The 15870-nt window shown below is 61.5% G+C and carries 18 protein-coding genes; 7 read left to right on the top strand and 11 right to left on the bottom strand.

From position 1 onward, the window contains the following. Positions 1–38 precede the first annotated feature (38 nt). The 6 genes from AC1D2R_RS07910 to AC1D2R_RS07885 all read right to left on the bottom strand — a co-directional run bounded on the left by AC1D2R_RS07910 (position 39) and on the right by AC1D2R_RS07885 (position 4832). Positions 39–1298 (bottom strand): 3-phosphoshikimate 1-carboxyvinyltransferase, encoded by a 1260-nt coding sequence (locus AC1D2R_RS07910; protein ID WP_477966461.1) that lies wholly within the window; start codon positions 1296–1298, stop codon positions 39–41. Between the two features lie 93 nt (positions 1299–1391). Beyond that, positions 1392–1943: a LemA family protein gene (locus AC1D2R_RS07905; RefSeq protein WP_477966459.1), complete on the bottom strand. Its 552-nt coding sequence runs from the start codon at positions 1941–1943 to the stop codon at positions 1392–1394. 82 nt (positions 1944–2025) lie between these two features. Beyond that, positions 2026–2988, bottom strand: a complete 963-nt coding sequence (locus AC1D2R_RS07900) for a glycine--tRNA ligase subunit alpha (protein ID WP_477966772.1) — start codon at positions 2986–2988, stop codon at positions 2026–2028. Between the two features lie 481 nt (positions 2989–3469). Beyond that, positions 3470–3700, bottom strand: coding sequence for an AbrB/MazE/SpoVT family DNA-binding domain-containing protein (locus AC1D2R_RS07895; RefSeq protein WP_477966457.1), 231 nt, complete (start codon positions 3698–3700; stop codon positions 3470–3472). 56 nt (positions 3701–3756) lie between these two features. Then, positions 3757–3951 carry a hypothetical protein gene (locus tag AC1D2R_RS07890; RefSeq protein ID WP_477966455.1) on the bottom strand — a complete coding sequence of 65 codons (195 nt, stop codon included), beginning with the start codon at positions 3949–3951 and terminating at the stop codon, positions 3757–3759. A 20-nt stretch (positions 3952–3971) separates the two neighbouring features. Further along, positions 3972–4832, bottom strand: a complete 861-nt coding sequence (locus tag AC1D2R_RS07885) for a S49 family peptidase (protein ID WP_477966453.1) — start codon at positions 4830–4832, stop codon at positions 3972–3974. 170 nt (positions 4833–5002) lie between these two features. Between AC1D2R_RS07885 and AC1D2R_RS07880 the strand changes: the two genes are divergently transcribed. After that, positions 5003–6343, top strand: a complete 1341-nt coding sequence (locus tag AC1D2R_RS07880; protein WP_477966451.1) for an Nramp family divalent metal transporter — start codon at positions 5003–5005, stop codon at positions 6341–6343. A gap of 13 nt (positions 6344–6356) precedes the next feature. Here the strand turns inward: AC1D2R_RS07880 and AC1D2R_RS07875 are convergent, their stop codons facing one another. Both AC1D2R_RS07875 and AC1D2R_RS07870 read right to left on the bottom strand, forming a co-directional pair. Then, entirely contained in the window at positions 6357–7133 is a 777-nt protein-coding gene (locus AC1D2R_RS07875) for a tRNA1(Val) (adenine(37)-N6)-methyltransferase (protein WP_477966449.1), read from the bottom strand. Positions 7134–7140: 7 nt separating this feature from the next. Continuing rightward, positions 7141–7368: a putative signal transducing protein gene (locus AC1D2R_RS07870; RefSeq protein ID WP_477966447.1), complete on the bottom strand. Its 228-nt coding sequence runs from the start codon at positions 7366–7368 to the stop codon at positions 7141–7143. 109 nt (positions 7369–7477) lie between these two features. Here AC1D2R_RS07870 and AC1D2R_RS07865 point away from each other — a divergent pair, with 109 nt between their 5' ends. The 4 genes from AC1D2R_RS07865 to moaB all read left to right on the top strand — a co-directional run bounded on the left by AC1D2R_RS07865 (position 7478) and on the right by moaB (position 11907). Beyond that, positions 7478–8494 carry a polyprenyl synthetase family protein gene (locus AC1D2R_RS07865; protein ID WP_477966770.1) on the top strand — a complete coding sequence of 339 codons (1017 nt, stop codon included), beginning with the start codon at positions 7478–7480 and terminating at the stop codon, positions 8492–8494. Between the two features lie 130 nt (positions 8495–8624). Further along, positions 8625–10457, top strand: coding sequence for a tetratricopeptide repeat protein (locus AC1D2R_RS07860; RefSeq protein WP_477966445.1), 1833 nt, complete (start codon positions 8625–8627; stop codon positions 10455–10457). Between the two features lie 6 nt (positions 10458–10463). Next, a complete protein-coding gene (locus AC1D2R_RS07855; RefSeq protein ID WP_477966443.1) occupies positions 10464–11369 on the top strand; it encodes a 4-(cytidine 5'-diphospho)-2-C-methyl-D-erythritol kinase in 906 nt (301 codons plus the stop codon). Next, positions 11356–11907 carry a molybdenum cofactor biosynthesis protein B gene (moaB, locus tag AC1D2R_RS07850; protein WP_477966441.1) on the top strand — a complete coding sequence of 184 codons (552 nt, stop codon included), beginning with the start codon at positions 11356–11358 and terminating at the stop codon, positions 11905–11907. Before AC1D2R_RS07855 ends, moaB begins: the two co-directional genes overlap by 14 nt. 45 nt (positions 11908–11952) lie before the next feature. On the opposite strand, the gene AC1D2R_RS07845 is transcribed toward moaB, so the two are convergent. Together AC1D2R_RS07845 and AC1D2R_RS07840 are read right to left on the bottom strand one after the other, a co-directional pair. Beyond that, complete coding sequence (locus tag AC1D2R_RS07845) at positions 11953–12270, bottom strand: hypothetical protein (RefSeq protein ID WP_477966439.1); 318 nt, start codon at positions 12268–12270, stop codon at positions 11953–11955. A gap of 185 nt (positions 12271–12455) precedes the next feature. Further along, positions 12456–12974, bottom strand: a complete 519-nt coding sequence (locus tag AC1D2R_RS07840) for a glycosyl transferase (RefSeq protein ID WP_477966437.1) — start codon at positions 12972–12974, stop codon at positions 12456–12458. A 138-nt stretch (positions 12975–13112) separates the two neighbouring features. On the opposite strand from AC1D2R_RS07840, the gene AC1D2R_RS07835 reads away from it, so the two are divergent. Both AC1D2R_RS07835 and AC1D2R_RS07830 read left to right on the top strand, forming a co-directional pair. Beyond that, positions 13113–14270 (top strand): PA0069 family radical SAM protein, encoded by a 1158-nt coding sequence (locus AC1D2R_RS07835; RefSeq protein ID WP_477966435.1) that lies wholly within the window; start codon positions 13113–13115, stop codon positions 14268–14270. Between the two features lie 108 nt (positions 14271–14378). Beyond that, positions 14379–15050, top strand: coding sequence for a ribonuclease HII (locus AC1D2R_RS07830; protein WP_477966433.1), 672 nt, complete (start codon positions 14379–14381; stop codon positions 15048–15050). 7 nt (positions 15051–15057) lie between these two features. On the opposite strand, the gene AC1D2R_RS07825 is transcribed toward AC1D2R_RS07830, so the two are convergent. Then, positions 15058–15813, bottom strand: a complete 756-nt coding sequence (locus AC1D2R_RS07825; protein WP_477966768.1) for an aminoglycoside phosphotransferase family protein — start codon at positions 15811–15813, stop codon at positions 15058–15060. Positions 15814–15870 lie beyond the last annotated feature (57 nt).

Genomic DNA, 15870 nt, shown 5'->3' with positions numbered 1-15870 from the left:
AGTCCCCCGCCTGCGGCGCCCGGCCGCGTCAGATCGTGTTAGCCCTCGTCCACATAGCTCACACCAAGTCCCTCAAGGGTCCGCCAATAGGCCGGGAAGGTCTTGCCGATGCAGTCGGGATCCAGAATGGTGATGCCGTCGATCTTCAGGCCGGCGAGCGCGAAGCTCATGGCGATGCGGTGATCTGCAAAGGTGTCGATCTCAGCCGGCAAATGCTGGCCTGCCAGCGACGGATCGGACTGCACGATCAGGTCGTCGCCTTCCTCGCGCGCAAGATCCGCGCGGATCTGCGTCAGGCCGGTCGACAGTGCCCGGATGCGATCGCATTCCTTGACGCGCAGATTGGCAATGCCGACGAAACGCACGGGCGTTTGATTGAAGGCGGCGAGGACGGCCAGCGTCGGAACCGCGTCCTGCATCTGCGACCCGTCGATTTCGGCAGGCAGATGCGGGAACTTGGCGATCATGTCGTAGGCACGGGCATCCGGCTGGGTGAAATCGCCGGCGGCCACGCCGAGGTCGATCTTGCCCGATGTCAGCACTTCTGCCGCCCAGAGATAGGTCGCAGCCGAGGCATCTGGCTCGACGACGAAATCCGCGGCGGTGTAACCTGTCGGCTCGATCCGCCACGAGGATGGAGTCGGCTGCGTGACCTTGGCGCCGAAGGCCCGCATGACAGCGAGCGTCAGGTCGATGTAACCGCGTGCACCGATATCGGCGCCGGCAAGCTCGATCTCGAAACGCTCGGACCCGCAAGCCGCCACCATCTGCAAGGCGGAGACATACTGGCTGGAGAGGCCGGCATCGATGACGACCTTGTTGCGATCAAAACGGCCTGTGGCGTCGATCGTTACCGGCGGGCAGCCGGTCGGCGCGTCGATGGCGACGCCCAGCGACCTCAAGGCTTCGACTAGCGGCTTGATCGGCCGCTTGCGCATATGCTCGTCGCCGTCCACGACATAGCGGCCGTGGCCCAGCGCCAGCGCCGCAGTCAAAAAGCGGGTCGCGGTACCGGCATTGCCGAGAAAGAGAGGGGCTGCCGGGGCTTTCAGTTCGCCCGAGCTGGTGACGACGAAGGTGGTCGCATCAGGTTCATCCACCGTCACGCCCATGGCGCGCAGCGCCTCGGCCATGTAGCGCGTGTCGTCGCTCTTCAATGCACCGGTCAGCCGGCTCGTTCCCTTGGCAAGTCCCGCCAGCAGCAGAGCGCGGTTGGTGATCGACTTCGAGCCGGGCGGCACGGCACGGCCGGAAAGCGGCCTGCCCGGCGGAATGATGGTGAGCTGATCTTTACTCATTGCCTTGTCTTTTCCGTCTTTGCGCGGTGGCCGTTTCCGGCCAGGATCTTTCCCTGCTCATAGCAGCTTTTGCGCAAAGGCAAATGGCGGATGTCAGAACTTTACGGACGGAACGGCGCGATCGGCCTCGTTGGTAATCTCGAAATATTCCCGCTTCTGGAAGCCGAACTGGCCGGCGACGAGATTGGAGGGGAAGCTCTCGACCTTCACATTGAGATCGCGGGCAGCGCCGTTGTAATAGCGGCGCGCCATCTGGATCTCGCTTTCCATCGTTTCGAGCGATGTCTGCAGTTCACGAAAGTTCTCGTTCGCCTTCAGGTCCGGATAGGCTTCGGCGAGCGCCAGAACGCGACCAAGCGCCTGTCCGAGCAGGCCTTCGGCCTGGGCTCTTCCCGCGACATCGCCCGCTGGAACCGCCTGCGCCTTGTTGCGGAGCGCAACGACCTCCTCGAGCGTCGTCTTTTCGTGGCTCGCGTAGCCTTTGACCGTCTCGATCAGATTGGGAATGAGATCGGCGCGGCGCTTGAGCTGTACATCGATGCCGGACCACGCTTCCTCGGCCATCTGGCGGGCACGAACGAGGCCGTTGTAGATGACGACAAGGTAGAGCGCGATCAAGACGATGACGCCAAGTGCTATTAACATCGAGAATCCCCCCAACGACGTAGAGTTTAGACGGACACTATGCAGGTTTGCCGATAGCGTCAAACAACGCGACGACCACGCTTCACGCGGCCGCCTTGTCGACGTTGGCACCGCCGGCGTCCGTTAGCAGGAAGCCTTCGCCGCACGCCTTGGCCAGGGTGCGCACGCGCAGGATATAGCTCTGCCGTTCGGTGACCGAGATCACGCCGCGCGCGTCAAGGAGATTGAAGACGTGGCTGGCCTTGATGCACTGGTCGTAGGCCGGGAAGACGCATTTGTGCAGCTTGCGATTATCGCTGTCGCCGGGGGCGCCGGCGGCGAGCAGTGCCTGGCACTCCTTCTCGGCGTCGATGAAATGCCGGTGCAGCATTTCGGTGTTGGCGAATTCGAAGTTGTGGCGCGAGTATTCCTGCTCGGCTTGCAGGAAGACGTCGCCGTAACTGATCTTCTCGTCGCCTTCGCGACCGTTGAAGTTCAGGTCGTAGACGTTGTCGACGCCCTGGACATACATTGCGAGACGCTCGAGACCGTAGGTCAGTTCGCCGGCAACCGGCGAACATTCGAGGCCGCAAACCTGCTGGAAGTAGGTGAACTGCGAGACCTCCATGCCGTCGCACCAGCACTCCCAGCCGAGACCCCAGGCGCCAAGCGTCGGGCTTTCCCAGTCGTCTTCTACGAAGCGGATATCATGCAGCAGCGGATCGAGGCCGATTGCCTCCAGCGAGCCGAGGTAAAGCTCCTGCAGGTTCGGCGGATTCGGCTTCAGGATGACCTGATACTGGTAATAGTGCTGCAGGCGGTTCGGGTTTTCGCCGTAGCGGCCGTCGGACGGGCGGCGCGAGGGCTGGACGTAGGCAGCCTTCCAGGGCTTGGGGCCGAGGGCGCGCAGCGTCGTTGCCGGATGGAAGGTACCGGCGCCAACTTCCATGTCGTATGGCTGCAGGACCGCACAACCCTTGTCCGCCCAATAGCTGTGAAGCGTCAGGATCAGCGCCTGGAACGAGCGCTTCGGGTTCATGTGGTCGGGGATGGCTGCTGCAGACATGGGAGGATTGCCGTTCGATTGATCTGTTGGCGGGACTGGTGCCACGAACACACCGTGAGGGTCAAGGCTTACCGAAATGGATTGACGATGGTCAGTCGCCCATCGATGACCAAGCCGGCCTGCAAGTCTTCCGAATAGAAGCGTGCGCAACCGGCCGAGCACGCTAAAGCAACCATCAGAGCGTCGTAGAAATCCGAGACTGTAGCGCTGTGCGAGGTCGAGCGCCGACACTGTGATCTGTTCGTCGAGCGGAACACTCGTCGCTGACATAGTGATCAGGTCCGCGACAGCGTATTGGATGTCGGTGCAACTCATGCCCAGGTTCTTGCAACCGACATTGGCGAATTCATTCATAGCTTAAACGCTCAGGATGAACGGCTCAACCAGCAATGGCTGAGCGACCTCCGGACCTCCGCCCGGGCATCCTCGGAAAAAGCGTAGACGAGAATATACGTGTCGAGAAAGCTGCGCGCCGGCGGCATCAGCGAGAGTTCGTTTCGTCTCGATCAAACATCCAATGGGGAGGGAGCCTGAGTTTGAAAGCCTTTATTCTTTCAAACGCCTTCTGCCGGGCATCATTTCGTTCAATCTCGAAAGCTCGATCTTCGGCAACACGGACGACCACTTCGTCGCCCTCCTTCAGCGCCGAAGCATTGACACCCACACTCGGGATCCAAATCGCAAGACTATTTCCCCATTTTGCGACTTGCATGGGTCACCTCATTGCATGCGCGATATGTATATCATGACGCGGGCCGTCGGCAGCTCTCACTCGTCCTCGTCCTTCTTCAGGTGGTATTCGCCGGTCACCGGATCCTTGACCAGTGTACCGATCGCGCCGGTCTGTCGCTCCTTCTGGGCGCGGCGCGTTTTTTCGGCAAGCCGATTTGCCTCGGCAACGAAGCGGCGGTAGAGGAGCCAGGCGCCTACCACGAGCAGACCCAAGATTATAAGCTGCGGCATGTCGCCTGTCTCTCACTCCCTCAGAAGCCGTATCGGCTCCACAATGCCTTTTCCTCGGCGGTCTCCACAAGTCCTGCGGCGAAACCGGAGGCGACGCCTTCAAGCGATGCCGATGATACGCCCGGAATGCGCCGTCCGAAAAGACCCCTGGCGGGTGTGATGAGCGTCAGCTTCGTTTTCGACCCGTAGCGTTTCTTCAATTCCTGCCGCATGTCGCCGAGTCCGTCGAGCAGGCCGAGCTCCAGCCCACGGGTGCCGGTCCAGAAGAGGCCAGAGAACACTGTCTCGTCGTCCTTGAGCTTGCCGGCGCGACGTTCCCGGACCATCGAGATAAAGACCTGATGGATCTCGAGCTGCAACGTCTTCAGATATTCGATGTCCTTTTCCTTTTCCGGCTGGAAAGGATCGAGGATCACCTTGTTCTCGCCGGCGGTGTATACACGGCGCTCGACGCCGATTTTCTTCAGAAGCTCCGGAAAGCCGAACCCGCCGGAAACCACTCCAATCGAACCGACGATGGAGGTCGGATCAGCAATGATCTCATCGCCTGCCAGCGCTATCATGTAGCCGCCCGACGCTGCGACGTCTTCCACGAAGACAAGTACCTTCTTCTGCTTCTCGCGGGCGAGTTCGCGAATGCGGGCGAAGATCAGGCGCGATTGAACCGGCGATCCGCCAGGCGAATTGATCGAGATTGCGATCGCCGGTGCTTCCTTGAAGCTGAATGCTTTCTCGAGAACCTGTGCTGTGGAGGCAAGGTTGAGGGCAGGCCGGAACTGGCTGCCGCCGCTCATAATCGCGCCTTGAAGCCGGACCACAGGGATCTCGATGCCCTCCTTGCGGAACCGCTTGGGCATCAGCTTTCTTAAAAATCCGGCCATTTCCAATCCTTTGCATCGTCTTGAGCGAACGCAATTCATGTATGCAACGCAACGGCAAACGCAATGGCTTTCGCTTAAAACACTCATCGTTTGCATTTCTTATTGCGAATGACTTGCATTATCATTCTAATCAGACATATTGGTCGCATTATTCAACAGGCAGGCATTTTATGGATATTGTAAATCCGAAGGCAAAGATTGGCTGGCGATCAGAGGTCGGCGAGGCGTCGCTGTCCGATGTCTACCGAACGGTAGAGGCTCCGCGGCATGGATCGCGCTGGCGTCGCATTGCCGCATTTGTCGGCCCCGGCTACATGGTGGCCGTCGGCTACATGGACCCCGGCAACTGGTCGACATCGCTCGCCGGCGGCTCCAAGTTCGGCTATGCGCTGCTGACCGTTGCCCTGTTGTCCAACCTGATGGCGATCGTCCTGCAATCGCTATGCGCCCGCCTTGCCATCGCTTCGGGCCGGGATTTGGCCCAGGCCTGTCGCGATGCCTTCCCGAAATACGTATCTCTTCCGCTCTGGGCCTTTGCCGAGATCGCGATCATCGCCACCGACATCGCCGAAGTCATCGGCACCGCGATCGGCCTCAACCTGCTCTTCGGCATTCCGCTCGAACTCGGCGTCCTGATCACCGCGCTTGACGTATTTCTTATTCTCTACCTGCAAAAGATCGGTTTCCGGTGGGTTGAAGCCTTCGTGATCGCGCTGCTCGGCATCATCACCGTGTGTTTCAGCGTGCAAATCTTCCTTGCGGATCCGGAATGGGGAGCGGTGATCCGGGGCTTTTTCCCGACCACCGAAATCGTCTCCAATCCCGAGATGCTCTACCTGGCACTCGGCATTCTCGGCGCGACCGTGATGCCGCATAACCTCTACCTTCATTCCGGCATCGTGCAGACCCGTGCCTACGGCCATTCAGTGCCCGAGAAGCGCGAGGCACTGACCTTTGCGACGATCGACTCGACGGTCGCGCTTTGCTTCGCGCTTCTGATCAACGCGTCGATCCTGATCCTTGCCGCAGCAGCCTTCCACGCCAACGGAAAGACCGACGTGGTCGAGCTCGGCGAGGCGTCGTCCTTGCTAGCACCACTGCTCGGCCTGGCAATTGCTCCAACACTGTTCGGCATCGCGCTGCTCTGCTGCGGCCTGAACTCGACCGTTACGGCAACGCTTGCCGGCCAGATCATAATGGAGGGGTTCCTCAAGATCAGGCTGCGGCCCTGGGTGCGGCGCCTGATCACCCGAGCGATTGCAATCGTTCCGGCCGCTTTCGTGACCATCTGGTACGGCGACGCAGGGACGGCCGAGCTGCTGATCCTGACGCAGGTCGTTCTCAGCCTGCAGCTTTCCTTCGCGGTCTTCCCGCTGGTGATGTTCACCGCAAACAAGGCGAAGATGGGCGAGCTCGTGGCGCCGCGCTGGCTCAGCGCGCTCGCCTATGCGATCGCGGTCGTGATTGCCGGTCTGAACATCAAGCTGCTTTTCGACTTCGTCGCGGGCTAGGGTGAAAAACGGGCTAGCGGCGGGAATAGGCCGCACGGCCGTTGTTGAGATCATCCACGAAGGGGGAGAATTTATGTGTACCCTCTTCGTGCATGATGAGAGGCGCGCGTAGCGAAAGCCGCGCGCGCGACCCTTTTATCGCCGTCACGAGAATGCGCACGGCGTTTTCGCCTTCGCGCGGGTGGATCGCGGTGATCTCGATGCCCCCGAAACGCCTGCCGCAGGCGTCGATGATCTCAGCGATCGACTCTGGTCTCGCGATCAGCGACAACTGCCCGCCGGGAATCGTGATCGCGCCGGCTGTTCGAACCCAGCGTTCGAACAGTCCCTCCGTCATCGCATGCGCCTCCGCCTTCAGGGCATCCGGCGTGCGGCGATCGCCCGCATCGTTGAAGGGCGGGTTCATGATAACGTGATGAAAGCTCTCATCGACGAGGCCTGCCTCGTTGCGCGCCTTGGCCTTCAAGGTCACGTCCGCCTCTACGACGGACACGCGCCCAGCCATGTGAGCGTTCTCCGCAAGCATGATGCTGCGGCGTGCGTAGCCGGCCATTTCCTCCGAGCGCTCGAAGAGAACGACATCGGCAGCAGGCAGCCGGGACGCGACGGCAAGCCCGGCCGCGCCTGCTCCTGCCCCGAGATCCGCAAGCCTGATGGGGCGCTGATCGTCGACCAGGGCCGCTAGCAGCATCGCATCCATGCCGGAACGATGGCCCCTGCCCTTCGGCTGCACGACATGGAACAGGCCGCGATGGAACGCATCGATGGTTTCGGCAACACCGGGCGCCATCGGACGCCTACTTCGGATTGCGCAGTTCGCCGCCAAGCCCCGCATCGATCAAGATGCGGCGCGCCTGGTCGGCCCGGTCTTCATCGACCAGAAGACGGCGCGGCAGCATGCCAAGCGAGCCCTCCAATATGCTCATGCCCTGATCGGCGATGAAGCAGTGGATTCCGGCATCCTTCATGAGGCTCTCGGCGAAGGAGAGCAACACAGGATCATTGGCGCGGATAAGTTCATGCATTTGCCGTGGAATCCCTTTCAATTTTGCGCGACGCGACCATTTCACCCCTTGCCGCGCCTACCGCCCCTTTCTATTGTCAAGCTCAATGAGTGAACAGGAGTCCGGGTCGTTGGGCGTGGTCATACCGCTTGAAGAAAGCAAAAACAAACTGGCATCCGTCAAGCCGCTGGTGGATCTAACCAAGGCGGACATGGAGCGGGTCAACCAGCTTATCCTTTCAAAGGCAGGTTCCGACGTCCAGATGATTCCGGAGGTGGCCAATCATCTCATCTCATCCGGCGGCAAGCGGCTGCGTCCGATGCTGACCCTAGCGTCTTCGGCGCTTTTCGGTTACGCGGGCGAGAACCATATCAAGCTCGCGACCAGCGTCGAGTTCATGCACACGGCGACGCTTTTGCACGACGACGTCGTCGATGAAAGCGATCTTCGCCGCGGCAAGTCCACTGCCCGTATGATCTGGGGCAACCAGGCAAGCGTCCTCGTCGGCGACTTCCTTCTCGGCCAGGCCTTCCGCATGATGGTGGACGTCGGCTCGCTGGATGCGTTGGACGTCCTGTCTTCGGCTGCTTGCGTGATCGCCGAGGGGGAGGTCCTGCAGCTCTCCGTCGCCAAGAACATGGAAACGACAGAAGACGATTATCTCGCGGTCATCCGCGCGAAGACCGCCGCACTGTTTGCGGCTGCCGCTGAAGTCGGTCCGATCGTCGCAGATGCCGGCAAGTCCGGCCGCAATGCAATGAAGTCCTACGGTATGAACCTGGGGCTCGCCTTCCAACTCGTCGACGACGCACTCGATTATGGTGGCAAGGCCGCCGACCTCGGCAAGAATGTCGGCGACGATTTCCGCGAGGGCAAGATCACGCTGCCGGTGATCCTGGCCTATCGTCGCGGCACCGAGGATGAGCGCGCGTTCTGGCGAAAGGCGATCGAGGGTGGCGACAGCACCGATCAGAATTTGGAAAAGGCACTTGGGCTGATCACCAAATACGGAACGTTGAACGATACGATCGCCCGGGCGGTCCACTATGGGACGATAGCACGAGATGCACTCGCGCCGCTCCCCGATACGCCATGGAAATCAGCATTGATGGAAGTCATCGACTTCTGCATCGAGCGCGTCAATTAATCGACGGTCATTGATCGCGGGCTGAATTTCTTGCGGGGCCGCTTCAAAAAAGCCATCCTGCCGTGAATCAGTCCTTACAACTGATTTGCAGCCGGACCGAGGTTGGCTGCCCTGGAAGAGAGGTTTTCTAATGCGGCTGAAATTTGCCATTCGTCTTCTTTCGAGCGCGTCCCTAGCGGCGGTCCTGTCGCTTGGCGCGCTTGGCGGCGCCCATGCCGAAGACGCGGCCAAGAAGGATGAAGCCGGCACCAGCGTGATCTTCGATCCCGATAGCGTCAACACGTTTGCCGGCGCACTGCTTGCTGCCCGCACCGCCGATGTCGATCACGATTACGATACCGCGATTGCGCTCTACAAGAAGGCGCTGCAGATCGAACCCGGCAATCCCGAGATCCGCCAGCGGCTGATGATCTCGCTTCTGCTTAACGGCGACATCAAGGACAGCGTCAAGTACGCGAACGATCTGAAGAACGATCCGACCATCGAGCGTCTGGCGACCATCGTGCGGGGAGCAGACGCGATCCGTCGCGGCGAATACAAGACAGCCGAGACGGCGCTGCGCACAACGGGTCCGACGGATCTCGACCGCGTGATGAACGATCTCATGTCCGCCTGGGCGCGATTGGGCGCCGGCAAGGGCAAGGAAGCCTTGGCCCTGGTCGAGAAAATGAAGGGCCCCGACTGGCTCGGAATTTTCCAAGCCTACAATGCGGGCGCGATCGCGATCGTCAATGGCGACGTAAGATCGGCGCGCCGGCATCTGAACGATGCCGTTCTCGACAAGGACGGGGCTGCAACGGCTCCGGATACGTTTATGCGCGCCGTTATCGCCCTGGCGCGCCTCGAAGCGTCGCAGGGCAACAAGCAGAAGGCGCTCGACACGATCTCCGTCGGCGACAATCTGCTGCCGAACTACGCGCCTCTCAATGCACTGCGCCAGAGCATTACGAACGACGAGAAGCAGAAGCAGCAGGTTGAAACCGCCAAGCAGGGTGCTGCCGGAGTGCTGTTCTCCTTTGCCGGCGCGCTCAATCGAGACGGAGCGGAAGACATCGTCTCGCTCTATTTGCAGATCGCCAAGAGCCTCGATCCGGACAGCGCAGACGCACTCGTGATGCTTGGCGGAATTGCCGAGAAGCAGAACCAGCTGGATCGCGCCATCTCCATCTACAAGCAGGTTCCGGACAATTCTCCGATGAGCCGCATCTCCGAGCTGCAGCTCGGCCTGGCACTCGCTGAAGGCGGCAAGGTCGAGGAAGCCCGCAAGCACCTGCAGGGCCTGATTGCCTCCGACCCGAAGGATGTTCGTAGCTACCTCGCCTATGGCAGCGTTCTTTCCGACGCCAAGGACTATGCGGCAATGGCAGATAATTACGACAAGGCCGTCGAGGTCATCGGTCCGTTGCCGGGCAAGAACACCTGGACGGTCTTCTTCCAGCGCGGCATTGCCTATGAACGCCTGAAGCAGTGGGACAAGGCCGAACCGAGCTTCCGCAAGGCGCTCGAGCTCAACCCCAATCAGCCGCAGGTGCTGAACTATCTCGGCTATTCCTGGATCGACATGAACCGCAACCTCGACGAGGGGCTTGCCATGATCAAGAAGGCGGTCGATCTCCGCCCCGACGACGGCTACATCATCGATTCTCTCGGCTGGGCCTACTTCCGCCTCAACAAGTTCGACGATGCCGTGGACGAGCTCGAAAGGGCCGCCCAGATCAAGGCCGGCGATGCCACGATCAACGATCACCTGGGCGACGCCTACTGGCGCGTCGGGCGCAAGCTGGAAGCTGTCTACCAGTGGAACCGGGCGCTTGCCTCGGAGCCGGAGGCAGCCGAGATTTCGAAGATCAAGGAAAAGATCGCCAACGGCCTGCCCGCCGACGGCGAGAACTCCAAGGCCGCGGACAAGAAGCAGCCGGATCCAGCGCCGGTCGATCCGAAACCTGCGGACAAGAAGTCCTGATAACCGATGCCTGAGACGGGCATCGGCGGTGGCGCGATCATCCGCGAGGACGCGTTTGCGAAAATCAATCTGGCCCTGCATGTGACGGGCCAGAGAAGCGACGGCTATCATCTGCTTGAGATGCTGGTGACTTTCGCCCGGCATGGCGACGGGTTGGACCTTATGTCGACGTCGTCCGATGAGTTCGTCATGACGGGGCGCTTCAGCGACACGCTGAAAGAGGACGGCTGCACCAACCTGGTGCTGAGGGCGCGCGATGCTCTGCGCGCCGCCGTGCTTCGCGCGGGCGGAACCGCCGGTCCAGTCCGCATTCATCTGCAAAAGAACCTGCCCGTCGCCTCCGGCATCGGCGGCGGCTCGGCGGATGCAGCAGCGGCTCTGCGCGGGCTCATGCGTCTGTGGCGAACGTCCGTGCCGCCGGAGACCGTAGAGGAGATCGCCATCGGCCTCGGCGCCGATGTGCCGATGTGCCTGACGAGCAGACCGCTCATCGCGCGCGGCATCGGAGAACGGATCGAGGAGGTCGGTGACATGCCGGCATTTGCGATGGTGCTCGCCAACCCGTTGAAGGGCGTGTCGACGGCTGAGGTTTTCCGGAGGCTTGCGACCAAGAACAATGCGCCACTTGAAACGGGATCAGGGCTATCCTGGCTTGACGCCCTGAATGGCATGCGCAACGACCTCGAACCACCCGCCCGTGCGCTGCTGCCTGAGATCGGCGAAATCTCAGCGATGTTGAAGGAGCATGGCGCCGTGTTCGTGCGGATGTCGGGTTCCGGCGCAACGTGCTTCGGCATATTCGAGACGGCGGCTCTTGCGGAGGACGCGGCGCGCACGCTTCACAGCGAGCGACCCGACTGGTACTTCGAAGCGACGGAAACGCTACCGGGAGACGGCCATGGCAGGACTTGACGAAAACCGCGCCTTCATTCCCGTTGGCATTGCCGTTCTTACCGTGTCGGACACGCGGACGGCGGCCGACGACCGCTCCGGCGACACTCTGGCGGCGCGGATCGTGGACGCGGGTCACAGGCTGATCGACCGCGCCATCGTGCCGGACGAGAAGCAGGCGATCGCAGCGCAGGTCAAGGCATGGACCATCCGCGATGACATCGATGTGGTGATTACCACCGGCGGCACCGGGTTCACCGGCCGCGATGTCACCCCCGAAGCCCTGGAGCCGCTTTTCGAGAAGAAAATGGACGGCTTCTCGCAAGTCTTCCACCGAATTTCCTACGACAAGATCGGCACGTCGACCATCCAGTCCCGGGCGACGGCCGGCGTTGCCGACGCGACCTTCATCTTCGCGTTGCCGGGCTCGCCCGGCGCCTGCAAGGATGCCTGGGACGGCATTCTGAAGGCCCAGCTCGACTACCGCCACATGCCCTGCAATTTCGTGGAGATCATGCCGCGCCTGGACGAGCATCTAAAGCGTGGCGCAGGCAAATGACACACAAGGCGCTCCGCCTCGGCGACGGCGAGCAGCGTTGGGGCTCTATGTTGCTATGCCCGGCAGGGCCGGCATGGTTTCCCAGCTATCACCCGATATCAGAATGCAGCTCACGCCGCGCACATCCGTGATGAGCAACGTCCATGTCCCGCTTTGCGCGGCGTAGACCTCGAGCATGGCGTTCTCGTTGATCAGACCGACCGCCCTTAGCTTCTCGGCAAAGTTCGTGTCCAGGAAATGAACGACCTCGGATCGGTCTGCGCAACTGCGCATCATCTGCGATGCTGCCGAATTCGGATGCGCGATCATTGATGCCGCCAATACGGCGGCCGATAGCAGGCCGCGGATCATATTGCGTTTCATGACGCACCTCGTTTTGCCGGAAACCGGCAGAAGAGGAAACTTCCGCTGACCTGTTCTGCCGTCTACCGGCGTTCCATGGTCGACCGTCGCGAAGCGAGGCGCTCGGGCGGCGCCATGCGCAAATTATAGCGCGAAATCGTATCGGGCGCCATTAATTGCGCAACAAGCCACCGGAGTGCCGGCAGCTACCGTGCCGAGCGCGCGACCCAGGAGGGAATCAGCTCGCTCGAGAGCTTGCGCAGCTTCTGGCCCTTGACGAATTCAGACAGCCGCATGCCGCTTCGCGCGGCAGCCAACGCGTGGTTTTTCGGCAGCAGGAGCCCAAGCTCCAATGACGGTTTCGAACGTCCGAACCTCTTGTAGAACGGCTGGCGGTATCCGCGGTAGGCGGTGAAACGCGCCGGCAGCTTGTGGAGCGAGACATATTCGGCAATCTCGTCGATCCAGCCCGTCTGCGGCCTTGCGCCGGGTTCCACGAACAGCAGCCACTCGCCCCGCGCCGAGCGCAGTACGTCCTTGATGTCCCACTGCGAATGGAAACGACAACCCGCCGCATCGGCCACCTTCGACGAGCCGTCGCGCGAACCGTGGTCCAAAACCACGACATCGCTGACAAGCCCTTCAACCGCGCCTGCAACCAACACCGATAAAGTCTGCGCCAGTTCAGGCTCCTGATCCTGGCATTCGAGCACTACTGTCAACATTGCCTATCTATAGAGCGTCGCACAAAACTTTGCCAGCGCCACTTTCCTAATTTTGTTCTTGCATTGTTCTCTTTTTGCCGATAGGAATTTAATCATCAAAACAGACGGAAGCAAAGCGCTCCGTCGACGGAGAACCCGATGAACGAGCAGTCCCTTGCAGGGCAGGCCGCATTTGCGCCTGCCAATACGGCAGATATTGCCGACGCAATGATCGTTTCTTCCGGCCTGCGGATCGAGATCGACCGCCGCCGCGGCCGCGCCGCCGGCCTGAACCCAAGCGGACGCTTCGAGCCCCTGCGGCGCGAGACAATGGACGACGGCTGGCAGACGCTGGAAGAACTGCCGCCGTTCAAGACCGAGGTGCAGATCGAAAAGCCGCGCACTGCAATCACCCGCAACGAGTCGCCTGACATCCCTTTCGATCGCTCGATCAATCCCTATCGCGGCTGTGAACATGGATGTATCTATTGCTTCGCGCGGCCGTCTCACGCTTATATGGGGCTTTCGGCCGGGTTGGACTTCGAGGCGAAGCTTTTTGCCAAGCCGGGTGCTGCCAAGCTGCTGGAGCGCGAACTGGCAAAACCCAGCTACAGGCCACGCGTGATCGCGATCGGTACGAACACGGATCCCTATCAGCCGATCGAGAAGGAATGGCGCATCATGCGCCAGATTCTCGAAGTGCTCGAGAAGGCGAACCATCCGGTATCCATCGTCACCAAGTCGGCGATGATCCTGCGGGATGTCGACATCCTCAGGAAGATGGCGGCGAAGAACCTACTGCGCGTCTCGCTGTCGGTGACGACGCTCGACCGCAAGCTGGCGCGCACGATGGAGCCCAGGGCTTCCACACCGGAGCGTCGGCTTGAGGCGATCCGGGCGTTGAGCGACGCAGGCATCCCGACATCGGTGATGGCTGCGCCGATGGTCCCGGCTCTGAACGATCACGAGCTGGAGCGCATCCTGGACTCGGCGAAGGCTGCGGGCGCGCAGGAGGCGGGCTATGTCATTTTGCGCCTGCCGCTGGAGGTGTCGCCACTCTTCCGGGACTGGCTGCTGCAGAATTATCCCGACCGATATCGCCATGTGATGTCCCTCGTGCGCTCGATGCGCGGCGGCAAGGACTACGACGCCGATTTCGGCAAGCGGATGAAGGGAGCCGGACCCTATGCCTGGCAAATCGCCCGCCGTTTCGAGATGGCGACGAAGCGACTGGGCATGACCCGGCGCAGCATGCCGTTGCGTGACGACCTGTTCGTTCCGCCGGATGGCAGCGGCGTGCAGCTGTCGCTGCTTTGATATTCAGCTTGCGGATGGCTGCCTTGCCCGTCCGCACTCAAGTCCCCGGCCCGCCGCCCTGATCCGGGGACTTGCAGGAAATCGGGTTGGCGTGCGAAGTTCAGCCGCATGAAACGTCGCACGCCACCCGATTCTCCTATGCTTTTCGAAGATGTCCCGCTCGTACCCGATTTCCGACTGGAGCTGAAGGCACGAAAGGCCGGCCTTTGGCCAGTGGCCGGGGCCGATGAAGCCGGGCGCGGGCCGCTGGCCGGGCCGGTCGTCGCCGCCGCGGTCATTCTCGACCCCAGGCGTATTCCTGATGGATTGAACGATTCCAAGCAGCTCTCGGCTTTGAAACGGGAGCAGCTATTCGAGCAGATCCTCGCGACGGCCACGGTCGCCATCGCCTCCTCCAGTTCCAGGCGCATCGACGAAACAGACATCCGCAAGGCGAGCCTGGATGCCATGCGACGCGCCATCTGCAGTTTGGCCATCCTGCCGAGTTACGTACTGACAGACGGCCTTGATGTTCCACCGGGGCTCCACTGCCCGGGTCAGGCCGTCGTCAAGGGCGATGCGCGTTCGGTTTCGATCGCAGCCGCATCGATCGTCGCCAAGGTCACCCGCGATCGGATGATGGCCCGGGCCGACCGGATCTTTCCGCTCTACGGCTTTGCTGCCCATGCCGGGTACGGAACCACCCAGCATCGGGCCGGCATCGAGGCGCATGGTCCCTGCTCACTGCACCGGATGACCTTTCGCCCGTTAAAACTGGCTGGGATCGTAGAGAGCGAATGAGCGGTCGTCAGCGCGGCATCATCCCCTCCAAAATGCGGTGGCGATGAAAGCGGACATAGTCGATGTCCAAGCGATAGACGCGATCGTGTCCGGCTTCGAGATTGGCCCGGTATTTCTCCGAGCCAGCGGCCGCTTGCTCCTGCATGAATGCCACGAGGCGTTCAAGCCGCTCTACGATCGTATCGACGATGCCAGCTCGGAGCCCCTTCTCGAACCCGTATTCGTCCAGGAACAGCCGCGCTCGATCGACCTGACCGTCGATACCGGCCAACGGTGCCCCGACGCCCGCGCTGAGCGGTGCCCAGCGATAGATGGCATAGGCCAGATCCCAAATGCGTGGGCCCGGATGCGCGGTCTCGAAATCGATGATCCCACACACCTCCCCGTCCCGCAGAACGACATTGTAGGGCGCGAAATCGCCATGGCAGATCGTCTCGAACGGCGCCCTCGGCGGCAGCTGCCAGATCCGCTCGCCCCATCCTGTAGCGACCGGCGCGGCACAAACGTGGTAGCGGCGGAGTAGGCGCGCGGCCGACACCAGCGCGGCCGCCGACTGCATCTCTACATCAGTTTCAATTTCAGCGGTCCTGCCGTCGACAAAGCTGACGCGATCCCACACCTGATCCCCACCGGCAGGCCGCGGCGCGGCGCAGAAACCATCGGCGTGCAGATGGGTCAACAGCGCCCGCACGCCGGCGCTCCACGGGGCCGCCCGCCGCCAGACCAGGCCGTCGCGTAGGAAAGGCCCATCACCGCTCTCCACAACCAACGTCCGCCTCTCCTGAGAATACTATCACGCACAAAAAAGGCCCCACGAGGG

It is taken from the genome of Rhizobium sp. P1_C7, assembly GCF_056406295.1.
This window is presented reverse-complemented; position numbering and strand designations above follow the sequence as displayed.

Excerpts from the sequence above, each read along its gene's own strand:
- AC1D2R_RS07910 (WP_477966461.1), bottom strand. The coding sequence starts at position 1,298 with ATGAGTAAAGATCAGCTCACCATCATTCCGCCGGGCAGGCCGCTTTCC.
- AC1D2R_RS07830 (WP_477966433.1), top strand. The coding sequence starts at position 14,379 with ATGAAACGTCGCACGCCACCCGATTCTCCTATGCTTTTCGAAGATGTC.
- AC1D2R_RS07860 (WP_477966445.1), top strand. The coding sequence starts at position 8,625 with ATGCGGCTGAAATTTGCCATTCGTCTTCTTTCGAGCGCGTCCCTAGCG.
- AC1D2R_RS07905 (WP_477966459.1), bottom strand. The coding sequence starts at position 1,943 with ATGTTAATAGCACTTGGCGTCATCGTCTTGATCGCGCTCTACCTTGTC.
- AC1D2R_RS07840 (WP_477966437.1), bottom strand. The coding sequence starts at position 12,974 with ATGTTGACAGTAGTGCTCGAATGCCAGGATCAGGAGCCTGAACTGGCG.
- AC1D2R_RS07845 (WP_477966439.1), bottom strand. The coding sequence starts at position 12,270 with ATGAAACGCAATATGATCCGCGGCCTGCTATCGGCCGCCGTATTGGCG.
- moaB (WP_477966441.1), top strand. The coding sequence starts at position 11,356 with ATGGCAGGACTTGACGAAAACCGCGCCTTCATTCCCGTTGGCATTGCC.
- AC1D2R_RS07885 (WP_477966453.1), bottom strand. The coding sequence starts at position 4,832 with ATGGCCGGATTTTTAAGAAAGCTGATGCCCAAGCGGTTCCGCAAGGAG.
- AC1D2R_RS07870 (WP_477966447.1), bottom strand. The coding sequence starts at position 7,368 with ATGCATGAACTTATCCGCGCCAATGATCCTGTGTTGCTCTCCTTCGCC.
- AC1D2R_RS07895 (WP_477966457.1), bottom strand. The coding sequence starts at position 3,700 with ATGCAAGTCGCAAAATGGGGAAATAGTCTTGCGATTTGGATCCCGAGT.
- AC1D2R_RS07855 (WP_477966443.1), top strand. The coding sequence starts at position 10,464 with ATGCCTGAGACGGGCATCGGCGGTGGCGCGATCATCCGCGAGGACGCG.
- AC1D2R_RS07890 (WP_477966455.1), bottom strand. The coding sequence starts at position 3,951 with ATGCCGCAGCTTATAATCTTGGGTCTGCTCGTGGTAGGCGCCTGGCTC.
- AC1D2R_RS07875 (WP_477966449.1), bottom strand. The coding sequence starts at position 7,133 with ATGGCGCCCGGTGTTGCCGAAACCATCGATGCGTTCCATCGCGGCCTG.
- AC1D2R_RS07880 (WP_477966451.1), top strand. The coding sequence starts at position 5,003 with ATGGATATTGTAAATCCGAAGGCAAAGATTGGCTGGCGATCAGAGGTC.
- AC1D2R_RS07835 (WP_477966435.1), top strand. The coding sequence starts at position 13,113 with ATGAACGAGCAGTCCCTTGCAGGGCAGGCCGCATTTGCGCCTGCCAAT.
- AC1D2R_RS07900 (WP_477966772.1), bottom strand. The coding sequence starts at position 2,988 with ATGTCTGCAGCAGCCATCCCCGACCACATGAACCCGAAGCGCTCGTTC.